This is a genomic window from Roseateles puraquae (assembly GCF_002205845.1).
Lineage (GTDB): Bacteria > Pseudomonadota > Gammaproteobacteria > Burkholderiales > Burkholderiaceae_C > Pelomonas > Pelomonas puraquae.
This window is the reverse complement of sequence record NZ_NISI01000002.1, coordinates 307,446-327,279: the sequence shown is the minus strand read 5'-3', so window position 1 is coordinate 327,279 and position 19,834 is coordinate 307,446. Positions and strand designations below refer to the sequence as shown.

Sequence of the window (19,834 nt, the reverse complement as noted above, 5' to 3'; positions counted from 1 at the left end):
CGTTTTCATCTTGAACGTCGAGGGGACGCAGCTGCGCCTTTTATGTGCTCGGCAGCGCGCCGACGGCTTTGATTCCGCTCAAAGACCGCGCCATGAGGCAATTGCATTGCCCTATTTTAGAGCTTGGTTTGCAAATATCCAGGCGGACACAACGAATTTTGCAAGAGGGTAGCAGCTCCTTGTTTTGTGCATTTATATATCTGCCGATTATCATCGCCACTCGAAAGCGCGTCCGTTAAAGCCGGCCGTCTCGCCCCAAATTCCATCAAATCATTCCACCGAGTAATCGCGCGCATTCCCGTGATTAATGATGGAGCCCCGCTACTGGCGCAATAGCGATAGCGTGCCGGATCCGTGGGCTTTGCAAAGTCGTGAAGTGCTCGCTTATACAAGTCAATGGAATCCGACGCTCCTATGCCATTGCTCGTTTCGAGGCCTTCGACGATAGCCTCCAGCGACTTTATCTCAGCATCGGTGTTCCTGCGTTGTTTAAGCAGTCGCTCGGCCCCCTCATCCACTGTTAGACTCAACTGCCGCCAAAACCCTTGGTCCAACGGAGCGTCTTTTCCGTCAATATAGTTTTCAAGATCAAGCTCACTTACTGCATTAACCCGAATCTTGCTTATCTCGGGATTGTGCGTAGCGCAACTGCCATGGCGAGCGCTCAGAGCCACCAGCATCGCGGCATAAGCCTCATTTAATGGCTCGAACACATTTTTCCGCGTTATCGAGCGGTGGGATGTCGGGGCATCTGCAGCCGCACTGAAATATTTGTTATGAGCCGCGAGCGTCACCCTCGTTGCTTCAGCACGCAGCTTGGGCTGAAGCTCTTGGACAACATTAGGTTGATAGCTTTCACCGACAACTGATAGATTAGCGATTCCGCGCGAATAGGTTCGGCCGTTAAAATCAATAGTTATTCCATCAAGCTGCTCGTCGGGGATCGGATATTGAGCATTGAAGTGCGGACTTACGTAACCATATTTCCCGTAGAAAATTGCCAATTTTGTCGCTTGATTTTTTAAATTACCTGTCTGCAGCAAGCCCGTCATGCCGCCATCTGTCAGATTTCCACAAGCATCGACAGACACCGTTCCCATTTCAATCCTCGGAACCGACTTAAAAAATATTTTCGAATCGGCCCGATAGCAGTAGTACTTGCCGCCGCCAACTTCAGCGTCACCAGTTGTTTTATAGGCGGTTGTCTCATCTTCCAAAAGATCCATCAACCCTGCCAACGAAATTAGGTCGCGCGCGGAATTTGACGAGAACCCATTTGTGCGCCAATCTCTATCGCCAAGATATCCCAAAAAATACGCAACTGGAAGATCCAGATAATTCTTTAGGTTTACACCCAGGCGTCGAGCATGAAAGGCGGATGGATATCTTTCTGCAAAATCTGCGCGCAATATAGCATCGCTAAGTCGAGCCACCTCCAGCGCACGCGCCCGGTAAACTTTAATAGAACGATCAACCACCGCCTGCGAACTCAGCAAAGTTAATCTCTCACTCATCCATTCGCCTATCTCCGCCAAATCCTGAAGATACCGAGAAGAAGGCGCTTGCCTCGGTGGCGCATATTCTGAAAATCCAAGGCGGTAATTTATTAGGCTGCGTACGGCGACGCTCCATAGGCGTGGCGAAAATATTCTGGCCTCATCAACGGCATGAGCATTGAATGCTGGTGAGAAAGTGCGCAGAGAAGAAGTTTTTATTGTGACGTCCAAATGCTTTTTGGCATAACGCTCCAAAAATTCAAGGACGCTGATCATTGTTTCGATATCGTCTCCGTCAACTAATTTTTTTCGAACGTGCACTAATGATGATTTTTCAGCTAGATTGCCGGCAAATGCGGAGTAAACAACAGCAGGCCTAGAACCTTCTATGATGCCGAATGCGTACATTCGCCACAAGCATTGATGATATACATCCAGAGAGTTGACATTTTCCACAGAAAATAGCCTACTCGACAAGCGGTCCGCACAGATGAGCCCCTGCGAGTTTATATCCGCTTGAATTCTGGCGTTTTCATTCTCAATTATCGATGTTTGAAGTTGGCGCAGTTCAGTAGTAATAGTTCGCAGCTGATCGCGAACATCTGAATAACCAGCATTCTGCGCAGCAATGAATTGATCGACTTTTTTATCTAGCCCTTTGATCTGCTTTGATAGATCATTCAACTTGTCTGTGAGCGCTTGAAATTGCGCCATCATGTTCGCCATTGCCGGATCCTGCCCAGCTGGAGAAAAAAGCGAATAGAGCGCAAAAGCGGATCCAAGAAAATTGCCTGTTGCGGCCGCTGTAAAGCCGTCAGAAGCGAGTGACTCGAGTGACTTAGACATAACCAGCGCAGCAGATCCCCCGTTTTGAACGAAAGCGGCCATGTGCGGATCTACAAATTGAAGCGCTGCAGCGGCAGCATATGTGTACTCATGCGCTCGCTCATACTTTCTTTCGAAAACCTCTTTTGCCTTTGCGATTTTGTCTGCAGACTGCCTCTTGCGTTTTGCCTCAAGCAACTCAGACAGTCCCTCTTGCATCGACTGCATTTCGCCGGCGAAAGACTCGATTATTTTCTTTTGCCCGCCCAACTCCTCAGCTAAGAATTTATTAAAATCGTCTCTGTTAAGTAATATTTTTTGAAGCTGGGCGTCACTTTTCCGAGCAAGAGCCTCGTATACCTTAATAGCCATTGGACCAGCCGGCGCCGCTGCGAATATTTCTCGGTCGGTGGCATATGGAAGCGTTACTGCAAAGCGTTTTCCGATCGCATCAGTCTCTTGCAGGAAATCTGGCCTGTATCCCTTTCCGAGTGACCGTTTCTGAAGCGCATTGCTTTTGTCGTAAAGATCTCTAAGCACAACCTCCATATCCTCTCTAACGAGAGAAACGAATTTTTTTGCTTCCGCTTTGTTCCATTTTTCTGTAATGTTGTCTACTCTGATGCCGTAGTCTCTTAGCGTCTTGATAACGCCTATTGTTCTACCAATTGAGTTTCCAGACCCAATCGTAGAGCCAGCGCTTAATGCCAAATCGACCTCCTCAGATTTAGCGAAATCCCACGTGCGCTTACCTAGCTCCTGAATTGCGTCACCTAATCTCGGTGTATATCGCTCGTTCAGCAATCTATTTTCTCTGCGAAAATAATCAGCCGTAACCGATTTCTGATATTCAATAAATAGGCGTGGATCGCGCTCAATCGCAGACATTTGGCCAGCCACCCATGCTTCACGTCGAAGTGCTTCACGCTCAACATCAGTTTCTGCCCCATATGCAATTAGTGGGCTCAAAACGATTACGAGCGCCCTGACATGCGGCAAACAGCGGGGGCGAGCAGTAATCCATGCTGTGTATTTGGCGCAGATAGTCACGACCTTCACCTTCTAATGGTTGCCAAACCATGATAGAAGGATGCTTTACTCTGTTCTATCTCGGTACGGCCCACGCCACGGGCGCCTCAATAAGATTTGGGATGAACTCGCCGGGAGTAGGGAAGTTCCTCTACCGCACTTAAGGTCGCTTGCACGGTGATCGCGCTGACTTCCTGGATAGGCGCGGAACGCCGTGCTCGCCAGGCGTCCCCCGACAATCGCAAGAACCGCTTAGCCATGGTGGGCAGCGTGACGCAGTGAGCTGGTAGCGCCCTTACCGCTGGGGCTTTAAGACACACGGAATGCTGTTTTTGTGTACAGTTACCGATCTCATCGCTCGCCTGCCGCAACGCAAGCGCCTAGTTGCGGGCTTGAATTACATTACCGCGCAAGCACTTACCGACTCATAGCAACAGAAAGGAGGGCACCATGGCTTACGACGCGAAGGCCGTCGCCAACTACTTTCTGGACAAGGCCGAGTCCAGTGGCACCACGCTGACCCCAATGAAGCTGCAAAAGCTCGTGTTCTTCGCGCACGGCTGGCATCTGGGGCTCAACGATGAGCCGCTCATCTCCGACCCGATCGAGGCGTGGCAGTTTGGCCCGGTGGTGCCCTCGCTCTATCACGAGTTCAAGCACGAGCGCGCTGGCGCCATCACGGGCCGAGCCACGGAGCTGGATCTCGAAGATTTCGAGTACCAAGTACCGGCCGTGCGCAACGATGACATAGGCGTCAAGAAGCTGATGGACAGCGTGTGGAACACGTACGGCAAGCTCACAGCCGTGCAGCTCTCCAACCTCACGCATCTGCCGAATTCGCCGTGGGACCTTGCCCGCAAGAAGTACGACGGAGACATGCGCAGCGTGCCCATCGACGACGATCTCATTCGTACGTACTTCCGCCAGGAGGCGGAGAAGAACCGGGCCAAGCGTGCCGCCGCAGCTTGACGACGATCTCTCGCTGATTGGGCCCGATCTGTCTGCCGCGGCGGACAGCGACGGGCAGTCTAGGCTGTACCAACAAGAGTTGCAGACCTACGGCTCGGCTGAGGCCGAGGATGACGAGGCGTACGAGCGCAAGGTCAAACGCGCATTTCACATGCGTGAGCTTCGTCAGATCGACGAGGTCATCAGGTCGCGCAAGTCGTACGCAAACAAGATCTTCTTGCTTGTCGTGTGGTGGCTGGTGGGGCTGGCGGCGTTCCTGGCACTCTCAGGCTTCAGTGCCTTCACGCACTTTACGCTGGACACGAAAGTCTTGCTCGCGCTGGTGGGCGGCACAACGCTGAACGTGCTGGGCATCTTCACCATCGTGGCCAACTATCTGTTCCCCAAGAACGGCCAGTCCATCATGTCGCGGACGGCGGCACCGGCGCCGGCCAAGCCGGCGGCTCGTGCGCGCGTGTCTAGGGCCAAACGCGCCAGCGCCAAAGAGCCGGGCGACGACATCGCCCAGTAGCGCTGGTCGGCCTAGTATGAGCTGCCAGCGCGCGGGGCTCCCAGGCATGCGCAAATGGTTCTATGTGTTGGAGCTGACCGGCGACCACTTCTACGTCGGCATCTCTGACAACTTCGTCCGACGGCACCGCCAGCACGTCAACGGCAAAGGCGCGGTGTGGACCAGGCTGCACGAGCCGATCCGAGTCCTGTTCCAGCACCAGCACGAGGTGGCCGACTACAGGGCCGCTGAGTTGCTGGAGAACGAGATCACCGTTCGGATGATGATCGAGCATGGCTGGCAGAAGGTGCGAGGAGGATTTTTCTGCGCACTCGATGACAAGGAAGTCGAAGCGCAACTGCGATCGCATGGTCATTGGGACCGAGTGCTGCAGTCGACCCTCTCGCCGGCACAGCCACCCAGCGACTGGGCGACAGCTATGCAGACGCTGTTGACCCTGGCGGAGAGCTACCACGCCGCCAACGCCAGCGATGCGGCCCGCGCCCCGTTAGTGGCCCACTTGATGGGCCTGCGCGAGCACCGCCACTGGCGTCCGGACCTAGAGCCCGCGCTGGAGGAGAAGTTCTGGGGGGCCAAAGGTGTGCTGCGCGTGCTGCTGTCCATCCGATGCAACCGCGTGATCGGCTTCAAGCTTCAAGATGTCTTCGCGGTGCTAACCAGCGGCATGCAGATGGGGCGAGGTGCAGTGCAGCCGTGGACGCACCTCTTCCTGATTGCGTGGGACGCCTACCGACCCGACGCCACGGATGCGCAGCACCGGCGGGTCGAGGACTTTGCTGCGGGTTCCAGCCAGCGAGTGCCGGACCGGCGATACGACCCATTCGTCTCGCTGCTGTTTCCTGAGATGCGCTGGCGTCTTAGGGAGGCCGCAGCGCAAGCCGCTGACGATGGCGCGCACGCACAGCGCTAGCGCTATCGATGCTGTTCCGCTGACGCTCCGTGCTGCCTCTGGCAGCTAGCGAGCGGTATCGTCCGACCAAAGCAATCGGATCCTCTTCGCCTGCGCTGGCCGCGTGCCGAACGCGCTGTCCACAACGGCACCGCAGTCGGTGTCGACGAGCCAGCACACTTCTTTGCCACGTGGCTCCCGGCACTCCCAGACAGACAGGCATTGGGCCGTAGACGCGCCCTCCTCGGTGGGCGAACTGGGCGGCAAGAGGACGTACAGCCGCACCCGAAGCCACTCCCTGCTAGCCATGACGCTGAGCGCGTACGGCAGGCTGGTCGTCATCAGCCGTCGCCACCGAGGCATGTCGTCCGACGCAGCAGGGCTAGGCAGAACGTGTATCAGCCAGGTAGGCAGATTGGCGATGGGCTCGATCAGCTCGTAGTACGCCGAGCCCGCGTCGAGCGCCGATACGGCGGACGGCATTCGCACACGGTGCATTGCATCAGCCCTGAACATCCATGTTCTCCTTCGATGGGCTCAGCCGAGCGGCACCGCGCCGCCGCCCCATGTGGAAGATCGGCCGTGGTGTGATCGTCATCATATGCGGACGATGCTTGGATGCCAATTGCCTCGCCGCGCCACGCACAGCACCCCGTGCTGGTCGCCCTTGGGCAGGCCATACGTCAGGCGCGCATAGATCGGCAGATCTCCCAGGAAGAACTGGCCCATCGCAGCGAAATCGATCGCGCGTACATGAGCAGCATCGAACGAGGTCAGCAAAATCCCGGTTTCGTATCTGTCGCGCGCGTCGCGAGCGCGCTGGACATGACACTGGCGGAGTTGATGGCCGAGGCAGGCCTCTAGGTCCAACAGTTCGCCGCGATGGTTCTCGCGGTACGCACGCAGGCTTCAGCCCTCACTGCACGCGCGCCGCGCACCGCGAAAGTGGAACGCCACAGGTGTCAGTCAGGCGTGCGAGGCACACCTCTGCGTTCTGCGGCTGCCTGATCCTTGGCCAAGGCTCGTGCCAGGCTCGCTGCTCGGGCCGCGGCGTTCGTCATGGCGCCTTCCACCACCGCTTCGCAGTCTGCCAGGAACTCGGGACTCGGTTCGAAACCCTCGATGCGCACACTGGCCAACGCTTGTTCGTGCGCCAGGCGTCGTTCGGCCTTGCTCAACTTCGTCATGCGATTCCCCCGCAGCCAGTGCCCAACATGGCCGGGGCGATGAAGATCGGCCTGTCCATGCTTGACTTTAGCGCTCTGTCAGCCACGGCCAACTATCGGGGACCTTGACTCGATTTCGTGCTCTTGCGGAAGGCTCCTTGGGCACCGGCGCTTGCGGTTCGAGCAACCTGGCCTCGAGATCTTCAGCCAGCGGTAGGCCATGCCTGCTCGGCATTGCCGGTGCCCGCGCCAGATCCCAAGAGCACCGCTGACAGTGATTCTGAGAGGCGCAACCCGCGCGCCCGGCTGCCGACTTGAAAACATCGCTCGGTGCGCTGATCTGGCCTTGGCATCCCGGGCACCTCAGTTGAAGGTCGCAGCCATGAACAAGGCAGACGCCAAAGTGTAGGAAGCGCCAATAAATGTCGAAGTAGGGCGTTTGACGTTCGGAGAGACAAAGCGGGCAGTAGCGAAAGCGTGGCCACCCGGCATGACGAAGCCACTGGACATCCATGGACTGCAAGGCGACCTCGACGCGGCGAAATGCTGTTGGGGGTAGGCCACATCGGTAGCGCACGACGCTCGCAATGTCCCCGACAAACGCACTGTCCACGTCCCGCACGCCGCGAGCGGCAAGGCCAAGAAAGTGCTTCACCTCGACGACTCGACAGCCCTGGGCCAACGAGAGGCGACCGAGCCAGCCGCTGGGGGCCTCCCATTCCAAGGGCATCGGGACTCCGTGACGCAGAACTTCGCTCATGCGATGAACAGCGGCAGCTGGCCCCGCGGTCGGCTGCCGGCGCGGGTCGACCCAGGGTCGATGCCACTGCGCATGCTTTGGATGAGCCACCAGGCAAGCGCCCGATCCTCCTCCGCTGCGGCGTCCGCCGCGATCTGCGCCAAGGCCGACTGGTTCGCGACCCCGGATAGACGCATGGCGACTCCCGCATCTGCCTCGATCGCACTCAGACGCTGCAGTCCTCGCTGCACGACGGCACCCAGGCCACGGGGCGTCTTGCACCGAGAAAGCGCTGAGCGGACCGAACTCCCTGGCACCTCACACAGCCCAAGCGCTTCGATGATGCGAAAGGCTCCGTCAACGCTCAAGTGCAGCATGGCAGCCGGAAGCGCTGGGGACGGTGGCGGCAGCGTGTTGGTCATGCTCCCCTCCAACCAACTCAGCCAAGCCTGCACCTCTGGTTCCAACGGGGCGGCCCGCTCGCCCCCGAAATGTCGCCCGCATCGGCAAATGTCCACGTCCGGCCTGTTCCAGCCAATCGATTCACCGCACTGAGGGCACATCCAGATCAGGCTGTAGCCATGCTCCGCGCATCCGACCGCAGCGCGGAGCTGCCAGCTCAGCTTGGTCACACCATGCCGGCGCAAGCACTGAGGGCAGACCTTGGCGTACAGCCTGTTGGTCGCAACCTGCCGCCGGAATCGCATACCGGCGTACTGAACCCATCCAGGGCGGCTACTGTCCTGCATGACCAGGCGCGGCCCCAGCAGGCTGGCATCGACGTTGAGGGCCCAGGCAATGCGCAGCACTGTCTGGTGATCCAGCGGGCGATGCCGTTCGAGGTCCAGCCACCGCATGCCTTGCTCGAACGCAATGCCGTTGGCGCGCAGAGCGCGCAGCGCGAAGCCAAGGCCTGACTCCGCAGGCGCGAGATCCAGCCGCACCGGCAACTGGCGTGGGTCAAGCGCTGCCATACGGGTTGGGGACTTCTTTGGTCGACCCGTGCGTCCGCTCGAACGCCAGCCGCAGATGTGCAAGGGTCACCGCATCGGCGCCAGCATCGACAGCGATCAGCACCGACTCGATGATCAACCGCATCGTTGCCCGCCGATTGCCTCCCGTGGCCACATGGGTGGCAGTCCGGATGGCACTTTCCGTGAGGATCTGCAGGCTCGGGATACGAACGTGCTGAGCCAGGCCCCGCAAGAAGGCCGACCACGCGCCATCGTCCTGGAAGTGCGACAGCGAGAGGCTGACGGACACTCGGTCGGCCAGCGCACGGTCGATCTGATCGATACGGGACAGCCGATGGTCCGCCAGGAGCACGAGCCCGACACCCGCCCGGTCCATGATCTCGCGAAGCATGTTGACTGCGGAGGTGTCCCTGTCATCCGCGGTGCGCAACCTACCGCGCAGACACAGGCACTGGGCCTCGTCGAGGAACAGGAGCCGTGTGCCCTTGTGCTGCAACGCCTCGCAGGCAATGTCACGCATGGGCGTGATGCGGTCGTGGCGAACGCTCGTGAAGGGGTGCCGTACCGCGTTGAGCACCTGCGACACGATGAACCCGGCAGATGCACCAGGCCGCAGGCGCAAGTACAAGGCGCCGAAGCCATCAACGACATCGGGCACTGGCGGCAACGACTGCATGAAGTAGTGCGCAACGCTGGTCTTGGACGAGCCAGGCGGTCCATTCAGCAGCGCCCCCTGCGGGATCGAGACGGTGCGCGACAGCTGGTAGATGCGATCGAACGCCGCAAGGGCTGTCTTGATTTGTGGGAACAGGATGTACATGTTCGCTACCTCACGAGCAATCTTGAGCGCCTGGACCGAGTACATCGACATCCGACGCGCGTGCATGGCCCTGTCGTCATCGTCACCCGGCTCAAAGTCAGCATCGATCACATCGCACGCCATGAGCTGCCTCCTTTCAGGACGACGGCCTCGAAGTCCTCTTCGTAGCCCTCTGAAACTTGCTCATTGCTGATGGGCTCAACGGGCGCCTGGGCAAGTGCCACCGACGGTGTCGTGGTGTCCAGCGGCGCGGCGGCAGATGCGCCCAAGACGCGCGCAGAGGTGGCGCCGCAGAAGCGCGCAGCTAGCTTCTGATCCGCCCTGGTCTTCCAGCTCACGGCTTCCTGCCAGTGCTCATGCAGCCGAAGGCGTGCCTGTTCAAGGTACTCGTAGGCGCCCTTGCGCTTGAGTTCTTTCCCCGCGAACCTGCGGATCATCAGGTACTGGTTCCAGCTGAGTCCGGCGTACTCGCCCCATCGGCAGGGGCTGGCGACCCATTGCTGGCTGCGCGGGTCCTGAACCCAGATCTGAGACATGTCGTCCGGGTCCCACTTCACCCACGCCCTGAAGTTCCCGCCGTGGGCCTGCCGCATGGACAGCAGCTCGGTGCCGCCAAACGGCAAACCGTGGAGATCGACACCACCTTGATGAATCGTGTACTGCCTGGACAGCGCCGACACCATGCGCAGGCGCTCCATGTCGTGTGGAAAACGCGCGGGAGGAACGCTGAGCAGCCCGTCCTGCATCAAGTCGTAGGGACGAGCCAGCTTGCGTTCGTTGATCTGGAACGGGTAGTAGTCGACCGCGTACATCACGAGGCCCTGAACGAACGCCGTGAACATGATGGCGGCGTCCTTGTTGGGGTCCAGGTTGATGACGTTGGCTACTCGCTTGTGGACTCGTCCGCGCGTCAAGGTCAAGGTGTCGAGAGACGCGAAGAAGCGCTCCACGTGCGGCTTGAGCCATGGCGTCCTGACCCGGCAGTAGGTGAAGCTGCTACCAAGCTCCCATCCCATGCGTTGAAAGACGGGCGAGTGAAACTCCAGCCCGTTGTCGAGCTTCAGCGTGTCGGGAATGCCTTCGGCGATCCAGTCGTGCTCCAGCTTGATGCCGGCAACCATGTCCGCCTTGAATCTCAGAGCGCATCTCAACGCTCCGCTCACGCTGCTCAGCCCGGCACCATAGAAGCTGACATAGAACCCGAGCACGTAGCCGGAGTAGGCGTCGATCATCACGGTCAGCAGCGGCCGTCCGAGCGGCAAGCCGGTGCGGTCGCAGATCACGACCCAGTTCAACGGCGTGTGGTCCACCTCGACGACATCCAGTGGGTACCTGGCGGTCGTCCCGTCCATCGTTGTGCGCGTCACCATCCGTGCCCTTGCCGAGCCTTCACGAGCCTCGATGACGCGGTACCGGTCTATCGCGCCGACCCGTCGCGACAAGGTGCTGAGGCTGATCTGTGCGTCCGCCTCTGCCAGCTTGCCCTGGACGACCAGCGGTTTGGCCTGCGCGTGAATCATGGTCAACGTGTGTCGCAGCGAGAACTTGTCTCGGGTCAGGTAGTACTTCCGAATCGACTCGTTGACGATTCGGTCCATCTCCGGCCTGAGCTTGCGGCTGCGGACCCGGTGCGCGTTGCCGTCGACCAGCGACTGGGGCGCGTGCTGCGACGACTCGTAGGCACGTAGCCAGCCCATCACGGTGCTGCTCGACGGCGGCTTGCCATCGTTGATCCTCTCTGCGACCTTCGTGACGAGCTTGTCGATAGGCCGACGCATGCCGCGGCTGAGATGGGCCTGATGGATCGCGACGACGTAGGTCATCCTCCGTTTGAAACGTTCCAACTTGACGCCCTTGAGGCTGTCGAGGGCCAGCGCCGGGGGCGAAGATCTCTCGTCGTCCCTCGGTGCAGGCGCGGCGTCGCTTCCCATGAGCACAATGTCGCCGGCCCAGATCGCCTTCAGCAGCTTCTGCTTGGGTATCGTGCCCGGGCGACGGGTGTGGCTGTCCTCGTAGCTCCAGTTGCCATCAGGCAGTTCGCGGATCAGCTCAAAGGTCCGTGCGCCACGGCGAAACGCCAAGCCAGCGTGCAAGGTAAAGGGCATCGTTTTTCTCCCGATAGTCGGTATGGATGAGGCGGCTGTTCGACGCAGTGCTGACGGCGCCAGCAAAGGTGACGACGCGCGTGGCGATCAGGTGAAACAGCAGATCGCGTGCGACGTTCAGCTCGGTGATCAGTTGCTGTATCGAAGCGCCAAGCGGGTGAGCCAGCAGGTACTGGGTGACTTTTGCGAGTTCAGCGGGCTCGAAGTGGCCTTTGGCGTATCGCAGCACCAGGCGCACGGCGTGGTGTTGATCGCGCCGCCGCAACGACTTTTCCGAGATGACAAAGAACTGTTCGCCGCGCGCGGCCAGGTGCCTGGCAGCCAGGTTGAACAGGGTTCGGTGCTTGGGCACCTTGGCTTCGAGCTTGACTTCCCAGACTGCCGTTCGGCCATCGAGGGTTTCGACGCGGTAGTCAGGGGTGTAGTTCTGCCCTGGAAGCTCAAGGGTCTCCGGCTGGGAAGACACGTAGCGGGTCGCTGGGCATAGCGCCGCGACCTGTACGAAGGCACTTTCGGTGGTGGCCTCGGCCTGCACCGGAGACGGCAGTACGCCTCTCAAGTTCAGCAGGTGGACGGTCCGAGGCGTGGTCGGCTTGATGAGCCGACGGACGGGTTGGTCCATGGGGTTCCTTGCGGTGGGTGGCCCCGACGCCAGGCGCCGGGACGAGCTTGACCACCGTCAACCGCAGGGAGATACTCAAGTCGCCAAACCGTTGGAGTAACTCCCAGCGGAAAACGCCGGTCATTCGAAAGGGTGGTCGGCGTTTTTTCTACATGCCGTTCTCCTCGCTTGCAGAAGCTGCACGGTGTTGATTGGCGGCGGGTGACGTCAGGCCGTTGGCCCTGCAGCGCGCCATCCATGCGGCGACATCTCGCGTCAGCGCAAAGCGCCCACGGCGCTTTTCGATATCGAAGAGAGGAACAGGCACGCGGCCCCGCGCGACGGCCTGTCGCATCGCTGCAGCGGTTGGGTAGCCCAGCGCGCGATAGAGCGCCGCCCCGCCGAGCATCGGCCCGTGCCGTTCGTGAAGGCTGTGCTCAATCTCTTGAGCCAGCTTGTCTTGGCTGTCGCTTTTCATTGCGCTGCTTGCGTCTGGAGAGGCAGGTGTTGCCCAGTCACGCTGAGTTCGCTGCGGATCGTAGGAAACCCCCACCCTGTCGTCCAAGGTAACGTTGGGACATACAACCTCGTCGTTTCCCGTCGTCAGCGCCCATGCAAGCTACTGAATCTGCTGCACTTTCGCTGGCGCAGTTCCGGAGTCGCGCCCATTTCCCGTCCACTCGAAAGCCTGGCGGCCGAGCGCCAAGGCGGGTTATCACTGATGCCTTGAAGACGGTGTACTGGACGTACTGGGTGAGCGCCGCCTTCAACGACGAGGACTACAAGGCGCTGGAGCGCCGCTTTGCACCGCACAGCGCGGCTTGCAACAAGGTCGATCCCGTCTTCACCAACCTATGGTTGGGCTATTTCTTGGGACGGCACCGGCCCACGCGCATCCTCGCGGCCGTCGAGCGCGCCCATCCGGGTGCCAACGCATGTCTGCGTAGCCCGCTTTGGCCGGCACTGACGGATCGCCAGCTGACGCGCTCACAAATCAACAGGCTGCTGCGGCAGCTTGAGCCTGAGATTCGCGATGTCGTTTGGGCCAGCTCGCAAGACGGAACGGCCGGCGCGAAACAAGCGACGATGCTGGAACTGCGGGCCCGGCTAGACGCGTTGGCCGCCGAGATCTTGCTGCTGCGCCTGGCGCATCTCGACGGCCAACGCGAGGCTGCATTTCTGTGGGGCAGAAGCGTGTGGCGGATGATGGTCCTGCTTGGCCCAGCGCTGATCTGCGGCGGCATCGCGCTGGCGCTGGCCGACCTCTTGGAGGAAAGGATCATGCCGATGGCGCGCCGCAAGGGCGCCCACTACGGCTTCCCGCCTGGCCACTATCTCCAGGTCGTGTCTAAGTTCGTGCTAGCGATACGTCGTGTCGCAAAAGGCTCGCCAGAGCTCAAGACCGACCGGCAGCTGCTGCGCATCGGCCAGGACCTCTTGGGTTCTAAGTGGGGGTTCGGATACTTCTGGGCATTCAACCCCGTTCCGCTGCTTGATGCCGGCGGGTTGCAACAGGCTGACTTCTCGCCGGCCGCCTCGGTTGAGTTCGACCTCGCGTCCAAGCACCTGAATCTTCATCGCTGGGGCTTGAACGTGCACAGCCTGGGCGGGCATCGAAATAGCCCACCGGACGCAGCGTCCAGCGGTGAAGATCTCTGGGCTATCGATCCCAACGATCCATACGTGTTTTTGGAACCGGAGCCATTTCGAACGCGTCAATTCAGTTGAACAACCTCCGCTGCAGCTGGTGCGCGGCAGGCAACCAGTAGCGTTGTACGCTGATCCGCACCAGTCGCGTGTTGCGTGGGGCTGTCCTACGCTTAGCTAGCTTGCTACAGGAAACGCTGGCTCTGCCTCCACCAGCAGACAGACGATAGTCCAGAGAAGCCGTCCCGACGTGGCGCGCCTATACATTGCGCGCAACGCGCGTTGTAGCGAGCCGACGGGATCGTGCGGCCCCGGCCGTATTGACTACGCCAGAGGAAGTTCCTCCTGCGTCTCCGCAACCTCAAGTTCCAGCAACGAGTAACGGGCCAGCTTTGGCACAGCACCAGGCAGCCACCCGCCGCTTTCCGCCCTCATCAAATTGTTCGCAATCAGTTCGGCAAGCAGCGGCGGGAAAGCATTGCCAACCTGCATGCACTGATCTTCACGAGCACCTATAAACTCAATCTCGTCCGGGAATGTCTGAATGCGTGCGGCCTCGCGCACTGTGAGCGCTCGGTTGAGCCAGGGATGAATAGGGAACGCGTTGTGCCCAGGCACCATAGTTGACGCCGGCTTGTTCCGGTGAAGGCGCTTGAAGACGTGGCTGAAGTTCTTCACTTCATCGGTTCTGTATCCCTTACGAAGCTCCGCGGGAAGAGCCTCAACGTCGAGCTTGCCGCCTTCCGGAATCCGTTTGTAGCGCTCTACCTGTAAGGGCTTGTGATTCATCGGAACGTGGCACGTCTGCCTGCGATAGCTTGCATCGTCCGCAAGGTCGCCGATAGCCTCGCCAACAGTCCTATATGGCTTTTGCCAGTCCTCGGGCGAAGCGTGGAACTTCCGCTTGGGCCATGGGATTACGTGGCCCGTGCGGTTTGCGATCAGAACGAACCGCTTCCGAAGCTGCGGCACGCCATAGTCAGCCGTGTTGAGTATTCGATGCTCAACATTGGAATACCCGAACCGTTTAAGTTCTGCCACGACTTGCTCGACGAACCAACCATCATCTAGCGACGCAAAGCCAGCCACGTTCTCCATCACCACCCACCGTGGATTGAGCTTCGCCACGGTATCAACGAATGAGAAAACGAGACGATTGCGAGGGTCCTCGCGCGGATTGAGGCCGAGCCCATCAGCCATGCGGCGCTTTCCGAACATCGAGAAGCCTTGGCATGGCGGACCGCCCACGACCACGAACGGTTCTTGCCCGCCGACGCTTTCGACGATGGACTGTTGAACCTCCGGCAACCCAACATCGCCAAGAATGAAGGGGACGTTCGGGTAGTTGTGCTCATGCGTGGCGAACACCTTTTTGTTGTTGTCCGCACAAAGCAGCGGCCGCAAGCCGGCACGGGCGAAGCCGATCTTGAAACCGCCAGCGCCTGAGAACAGGTCAACGAAACCTGGGGCATCCTCGGCGATGTGCGCGGTCAGATGCAACGACGCCTTTCGCGGAACTGGCGGTTGCTTGGGCACAAGTTGCTCTCTGGCATGCCGCAGCTCTGCCATAGCTCCCTTCAGCGGAAGGATGCGCTCCCAAACCGACTGGGCAATGACTTTTGCCAGAAGCGGAGGTACAGCGTTACCAACCAAAATGCACTGGCGCCGTCTGTCCCCGGTGAAGATGTAGTCGTCTGGGAATGATTGAATACGCGCAGCTTCGCGCGGGGTGAGGCTACGGTGTTGCGTCGGATGAATGGGTAGCGCGTTGTTGCCTGGCACGATAGTCAGTGCCGGAGCTTTGCGGTGAAGTCGCTTGTAGGTGCTGCCAAAGTTTTCGCGACGGATATCCTCGGGAAGCTCCGACGCCGGGGGCAACATGCCTCCCTCTTTGATGAGCTTGTAGCGAGCAACGACCTTGTCGGTGTGCTTGAGTTGAATGTGATTGGGGATGCTTTCGCCGCGCCTCGCGAGATCCATGATTGCCTTGCCAACCGTCTCGTAAGGCAGTCGGTCGGGACCATGCGTCGGAGCGGGAAACTCGTATTGAACCCGGGGGTCCGCGAATGCGACGAAGAACGCCCTTTTGCGAAGCTGAGGCACGCCGTAGTCGGCAGCATTCAGCACAGAAAAGTTCACGTGGTAGCCGATGTCCTTCAGGCGTGCAATGATGTAATCGCGATAGCGACCGTTGTATTCGGTCGCGATGGCACGGACGTTTTCAATCACGACCGCCTGCGGACGCAGCCCTTCGATGATGCGAATGAATGCGTCAACAAGATCATTCCGGGGATCTGCCGAGAGCCGACTTCCGAGTGTCGAGAAGCCCTGACACGGCGGCCCGCCTATCACCACATCCGGCCTGCGTCCTTGCGTTGCCTCGGCAATTCTGTCGACGGTCAGCTTGCGAACGTCCTCCAGGATGAATGGCACTCCCGGCCAATTGAGCTGGTGCGTGGCTTCGGCCTCAGGCTCGAAGTCTGATGCGGCCAAGAGTTTGAACCCAGCCTGCCGAAATCCCAGGTCAAGCCCGCCCGCCCCGACGAACAGCCCCACGGCGGTCGGAACACCCTTGACAGTGCGCGCCCTCGTTGCTCGGGCTGCACCTGACTCGGCTTGATAGTCGTTGTTGCTTTTCATTTGAACTGCTTCATAGGTCTACATTGAGGGCCTGCACGACCTGCTCCCAGTCGATAGGAATGCCGACGCCGAGCCGGTGCCTCGTGGAGCTAACGAACCCATAGTTGCGCAACAGGGTCAGCTCCACCTGGAACGTGGTGCGAACTCGGGGACGGGCTCTTCCAGACACCTTTCTCATGACCCTAAGTTCGTCGGTTAGCTTCGTTTCCAGGTCCTGCAGATACTCCCAATAAGACTCTTCGGTAAACACGGGCATGCCGCCAGGCCCCGGCTTCGTGTAGGCGAGAGGGTTCTCGGCGAACTTGCGCTCGGACAGGCGATTGATGTAATGCAAGAACGACGCGTAGCGCCCGGTCTGGATGAGCGTGGCACCCATGTAGTCGATGGCGGCACGGGAGTTGGCTCCTCCATACCGTTCACAGATAGTCATGAACCGGTAGCCCTGGTCCGTTGGCAATCCGTCGTCTTCGATCCACCTGAGCTGAGCCAAAGCGCTGTCGATGTCTTCGCGGTAGCTGTGTGCCCTCGCACGCACGCCCTGCTTATCTTGGCCGCCTCCAGTAGCAGAGATTCCGCCGACAAATGCTTCCCAGCCCTGCGCCTCACTAATCTCACCGCGGTTCAGCATGCCGGCGATGGTCTCTTTGAGGCTATTGACTCGCCCTTCCCAAAGTTGGCTGAAGTCCGTCCCATCTTCACGAAGGATGCGAGTCCTAGCGCCAGGCGCTGAATAGACTCCTGCTTCAAGTTTCCAAGGCGTCAGCACCGCTGGCGTGGCTAGCCATTCGAGCCAGAAGAATTGCCAGACCTTGGTCAAAAACTTGTTGTCCGCAGTGTTAGTTATGTACTCGATTGGGTCCCTGCCGGGGGCCAGTCGACCAATAGCGGCCACGAGTTCGCTCCTGAGCGTGGGCCGCGGAGCGGTGGGGTCTGCGGACAGCCGCTTCGCGACCTGGAGAAAGCGAAAAAACGCATCGCGGGTGGTCGAGCCTTCCCGCATATGGACCCACTGGGTCTTTGGCCCTTGGTTGGCCGGCCGCAGATGCACACGACCAGCGTCGAACACCAGGGGTCGAACACATTGAATTCGCCCGGCAAAAGGTGTTGGGCTTGTGGTGTCTGGTGGCGAATAGCTAAAGACTGCAATCGCCCTGCTGCCGCTGATCGCGTTCAAGACATCACGGACGTATTCAGCCGGCGTCGGGTGAGAGCTGTATCGCCCTGGGATGACGATTGCGGCCCCGCTGTAGCCTTTGTGCAAGTAGCCATGCGCTTGGCCAATCGCCGTCAGCAGGCCATGAATACCTTCCTGAGGACGCTTGTATTCCAAGGCTATGGCACGCTGGGTCGTAGTGCCCCCTTCAAGAACGGACACCAGACCATCGGCCTTCGGCCACCCCGCCGCCGACGGCTCGTAGGAGGCCGAGGCGCTGATCGAAGCGGGTAGCGATGCGGCGTCGTAGCAAAGCCCTGGGTCGGCCACGAGCATGCGGGCAACCTCTGAGGCGGCAAAGTCGGCTTCAGCGTTGTGGTCGTATGGCATTACTCAGCGGACTCCGTCTGCGCCTCATCGCTCACTTGGACTGCCTCGTCGGTCTCATTCCGAATCGCGCCGGCCGCACTCACGACCGGTGCGAAGAGCGACCCTTGCACGCCAGAGGTGCAATAGTCCCCCGCACTACGTATGAACCAATCCTTAAGGGTGCTACCCGACAGCGCTAAAGCGGCATAAAGCTCACGCTTCAGTGCCGGGTCAACCTCGATAACGATCCTGCCTGACTCACCTCTTGCCATCTTGTTATGTTACATGAGGCACATAACACTGCGTTGAGAAGAGCACGCATCTCAAGCACTGTGAATAAAATCAGTATAGGGCAGTGAGCGGCTGCTTGCAGAGGGGGAAAAAACTCATGGATGTTGCTGAGGCCATGCCTGCCATCCGCGAGCATCCGCCTACGCGGAAGCGAAAACCTTGTTTCCAATCAACAACTTGCAATCGATTTGGCACCCGTTGCGGATGCTAGAACGAGTTCAGAGTTAAGCGCAAACAGTTCCGAACTCAGCGCAAACCGACATCGGCCAGCTGAGGACACGGCCCACCCATCCCCCCAAATCTGCAGTCTGTCGCTCCCCGCTAGGTCCTCTCCCGCCCCGGGAGATATGGTGTGCTACATCAGCAACACACCCCGGAGCGCCCATGACTCCCACCTGGACTGACCAGGCGCCGATCTACCAGCAGCTGGCCGACCGACTGGCCGTGCAGCTGCTCGACGGCAGCCCCCCGGAAGGCGAGGCCTTGCCCTCGGTGCGCTCGCTTGCGAGCCAGTACGTCATCAACCCGTTGACCGTCACGCGCGCCCTGCAGGCGCTCAGCGATCATGGGCTGATCGAGTCGCGCCGCGGCCTGGGCATGTATGTGACGGTGGGCGCCCGCGAGCGGCTGCTGCGCCAGGAGCGGGAGCAGTTCCTGCAGAAGGACTGGCCGGCGCTGCGGGCCAAGCTCAAGCGGCTGGGGCTGAGCGCGAAGGATCTGAACTGGGAGGCCACATGAACCTGATCGAAGTCAAGAACGCGACGCTGCGCTACGGCAAGAAGACGGCGCTCAATGAGGTGTCCATCACCGTGCCCCAGGGCCGCGTGGTGGGGCTGCTGGGCCACAACGGCGCGGGCAAGACCTCGCTGATGAAGGCGCTGGTGGGCCTGCTGCCGGTGCAGGGCGAGATGACGGTGCTGGGCCTGAACCCCGCAGGCGACCGGCAGAAGCTGCTGGAACAGCTGAGCTATATCCCCGACGTGGCGGTGCTGCCGCGCTGGGCGCGGGTGAGCGAGCTGATCACGCTGATGAGCCGGCTGCAGCCCAAGTTCTCGGCCGAGCGGGCGCGGGCGCTGCTCAAGCGCACCAGCGTGAGCGAGAGCGACAAGATCAAGAGCCTGTCCAAGGGCATGGTGGCGCAGACCCACCTGGCGCTCATCGCCGCCATCGACGCCAAGCTGATGATCCTGGACGAGCCCACGCTGGGCCTGGATGTGGTGTCGCGCAAGAGCTTCTACGAGATGCTGATCGACGAATGGTGCGATGGCGAGCGAAGCGTGCTGATCTCCACCCACCAGGTGGAGGAAGTGGAGGCGCTGCTGTCCGACGTGATCATGCTGGACGAGGGCCGCGTGGCCCTGGCCATCAGCCTGGAAGACATCGACCGTCGCTTCGTGGCCTTGAACCACGACCCCGCCGCGGCGGACGCCATGGCGGCGGCTCATCCGCTGCTGCGCTACCGCGAGCAAGGTCGCACGACCTCGCTGTTTGATGGCGCGCCGCCGGAGCATGTGGCCAGCCTCGGCCAGCGCGTGCGCCCGAGCCTTGTCGACCTCTTCATGGCGCTGACCCGCAACCCGGCGCTCAACAGCAAGCAAGCCTGAAGGACC

17 protein-coding genes are annotated in these 19,834 nt (G+C 60.1%); 7 read left to right on the top strand and 10 right to left on the bottom strand.

From position 1 onward, the window contains the following. Positions 1–116: 116 nt before the first annotated feature. Positions 117–3,380: a hypothetical protein gene (locus CDO81_RS27520; protein WP_158218196.1), complete on the bottom strand. Its 3,264-nt coding sequence runs from the start codon at positions 3,378–3,380 to the stop codon at positions 117–119. Positions 3,381–3,800: 420 nt separating this feature from the next. Between CDO81_RS27520 and CDO81_RS08555 the strand changes: the two genes are divergently transcribed. From CDO81_RS08555 to CDO81_RS08535, 4 genes are all read left to right on the top strand, one after another. Beyond that, positions 3,801–4,319 (top strand): Panacea domain-containing protein, encoded by a 519-nt coding sequence (locus CDO81_RS08555; RefSeq protein WP_088482758.1) that lies wholly within the window; start codon positions 3,801–3,803, stop codon positions 4,317–4,319. Continuing rightward, complete coding sequence (locus CDO81_RS08550) at positions 4,303–4,830, top strand: hypothetical protein (protein WP_088482757.1); 528 nt, start codon at positions 4,303–4,305, stop codon at positions 4,828–4,830. The genes CDO81_RS08555 and CDO81_RS08550 overlap by 17 nt, the downstream gene beginning before the upstream one ends. Before the next feature lie 46 nt (positions 4,831–4,876). Further along, positions 4,877–5,740 (top strand): GIY-YIG nuclease family protein, encoded by an 864-nt coding sequence (locus tag CDO81_RS08545; protein ID WP_158218195.1) that lies wholly within the window; start codon positions 4,877–4,879, stop codon positions 5,738–5,740. A gap of 597 nt (positions 5,741–6,337) precedes the next feature. Further along, positions 6,338–6,583: a helix-turn-helix domain-containing protein gene (locus tag CDO81_RS08535; protein ID WP_088482754.1), complete on the top strand. Its 246-nt coding sequence runs from the start codon at positions 6,338–6,340 to the stop codon at positions 6,581–6,583. A 98-nt stretch (positions 6,584–6,681) separates the two neighbouring features. On the opposite strand, the gene CDO81_RS08530 is transcribed toward CDO81_RS08535, so the two are convergent. From CDO81_RS08530 to CDO81_RS08500, 7 genes are all read right to left on the bottom strand, one after another. Next, the gene (locus CDO81_RS08530; RefSeq protein WP_088482753.1) at positions 6,682–6,906 is read right to left on the bottom strand and encodes an antitoxin VbhA family protein; all 225 of its coding nucleotides are present in this window, start codon (positions 6,904–6,906) and stop codon (positions 6,682–6,684) included. 67 nt (positions 6,907–6,973) lie between these two features. Further along, the gene (locus CDO81_RS29255; RefSeq protein WP_420917021.1) at positions 6,974–7,615 is read right to left on the bottom strand and encodes a TniQ family protein; all 642 of its coding nucleotides are present in this window, start codon (positions 7,613–7,615) and stop codon (positions 6,974–6,976) included. A gap of 26 nt (positions 7,616–7,641) precedes the next feature. Continuing rightward, complete coding sequence (locus tag CDO81_RS08520) at positions 7,642–8,598, bottom strand: TniQ family protein (protein WP_088482751.1); 957 nt, start codon at positions 8,596–8,598, stop codon at positions 7,642–7,644. After that, positions 8,585–9,541 (bottom strand): TniB family NTP-binding protein, encoded by a 957-nt coding sequence (locus tag CDO81_RS08515; protein WP_088482750.1) that lies wholly within the window; start codon positions 9,539–9,541, stop codon positions 8,585–8,587. The genes CDO81_RS08520 and CDO81_RS08515 overlap by 14 nt, the downstream gene beginning before the upstream one ends. Then, positions 9,526–11,523, bottom strand: coding sequence for an integrase catalytic domain-containing protein (locus CDO81_RS08510; RefSeq protein WP_088482749.1), 1,998 nt, complete (start codon positions 11,521–11,523; stop codon positions 9,526–9,528). Before CDO81_RS08510 ends, CDO81_RS08515 begins: the two co-directional genes overlap by 16 nt. Continuing rightward, on the bottom strand, positions 11,468–12,145 hold the full coding sequence (locus CDO81_RS08505) for a hypothetical protein (RefSeq protein WP_144397170.1): 678 nt from the start codon (positions 12,143–12,145) through the stop codon (positions 11,468–11,470). Before CDO81_RS08505 ends, CDO81_RS08510 begins: the two co-directional genes overlap by 56 nt. A 148-nt stretch (positions 12,146–12,293) precedes the next feature. After that, positions 12,294–12,602, bottom strand: coding sequence for a hypothetical protein (locus tag CDO81_RS08500; RefSeq protein ID WP_088482747.1), 309 nt, complete (start codon positions 12,600–12,602; stop codon positions 12,294–12,296). Positions 12,603–12,850: 248 nt separating this feature from the next. Between CDO81_RS08500 and CDO81_RS08495 the strand changes: the two genes are divergently transcribed. Further along, the gene (locus CDO81_RS08495; RefSeq protein ID WP_088482746.1) at positions 12,851–13,852 is read left to right on the top strand and encodes a hypothetical protein; all 1,002 of its coding nucleotides are present in this window, start codon (positions 12,851–12,853) and stop codon (positions 13,850–13,852) included. Between the two features lie 243 nt (positions 13,853–14,095). On the opposite strand, the gene CDO81_RS08490 is transcribed toward CDO81_RS08495, so the two are convergent. Beyond that, the gene (locus CDO81_RS08490) at positions 14,096–16,411 is read right to left on the bottom strand and encodes a DNA cytosine methyltransferase (RefSeq protein ID WP_088482745.1); all 2,316 of its coding nucleotides are present in this window, start codon (positions 16,409–16,411) and stop codon (positions 14,096–14,098) included. A gap of 10 nt (positions 16,412–16,421) precedes the next feature. Beyond that, positions 16,422–17,954, bottom strand: a complete 1,533-nt coding sequence (locus CDO81_RS27515) for a hypothetical protein (RefSeq protein WP_144397169.1) — start codon at positions 17,952–17,954, stop codon at positions 16,422–16,424. 654 nt (positions 17,955–18,608) lie between these two features. Here CDO81_RS27515 and CDO81_RS08475 point away from each other — a divergent pair. Together CDO81_RS08475 and CDO81_RS08470 are read left to right on the top strand one after the other, a co-directional pair. Beyond that, entirely contained in the window at positions 18,609–18,962 is a 354-nt protein-coding gene (locus tag CDO81_RS08475) for a GntR family transcriptional regulator (protein ID WP_088482742.1), read from the top strand. After that, complete coding sequence (locus CDO81_RS08470) at positions 18,959–19,828, top strand: ABC transporter ATP-binding protein (RefSeq protein WP_088482741.1); 870 nt, start codon at positions 18,959–18,961, stop codon at positions 19,826–19,828. The genes CDO81_RS08475 and CDO81_RS08470 overlap by 4 nt, the downstream gene beginning before the upstream one ends. Positions 19,829–19,834: the final 6 nt, after the last annotated feature.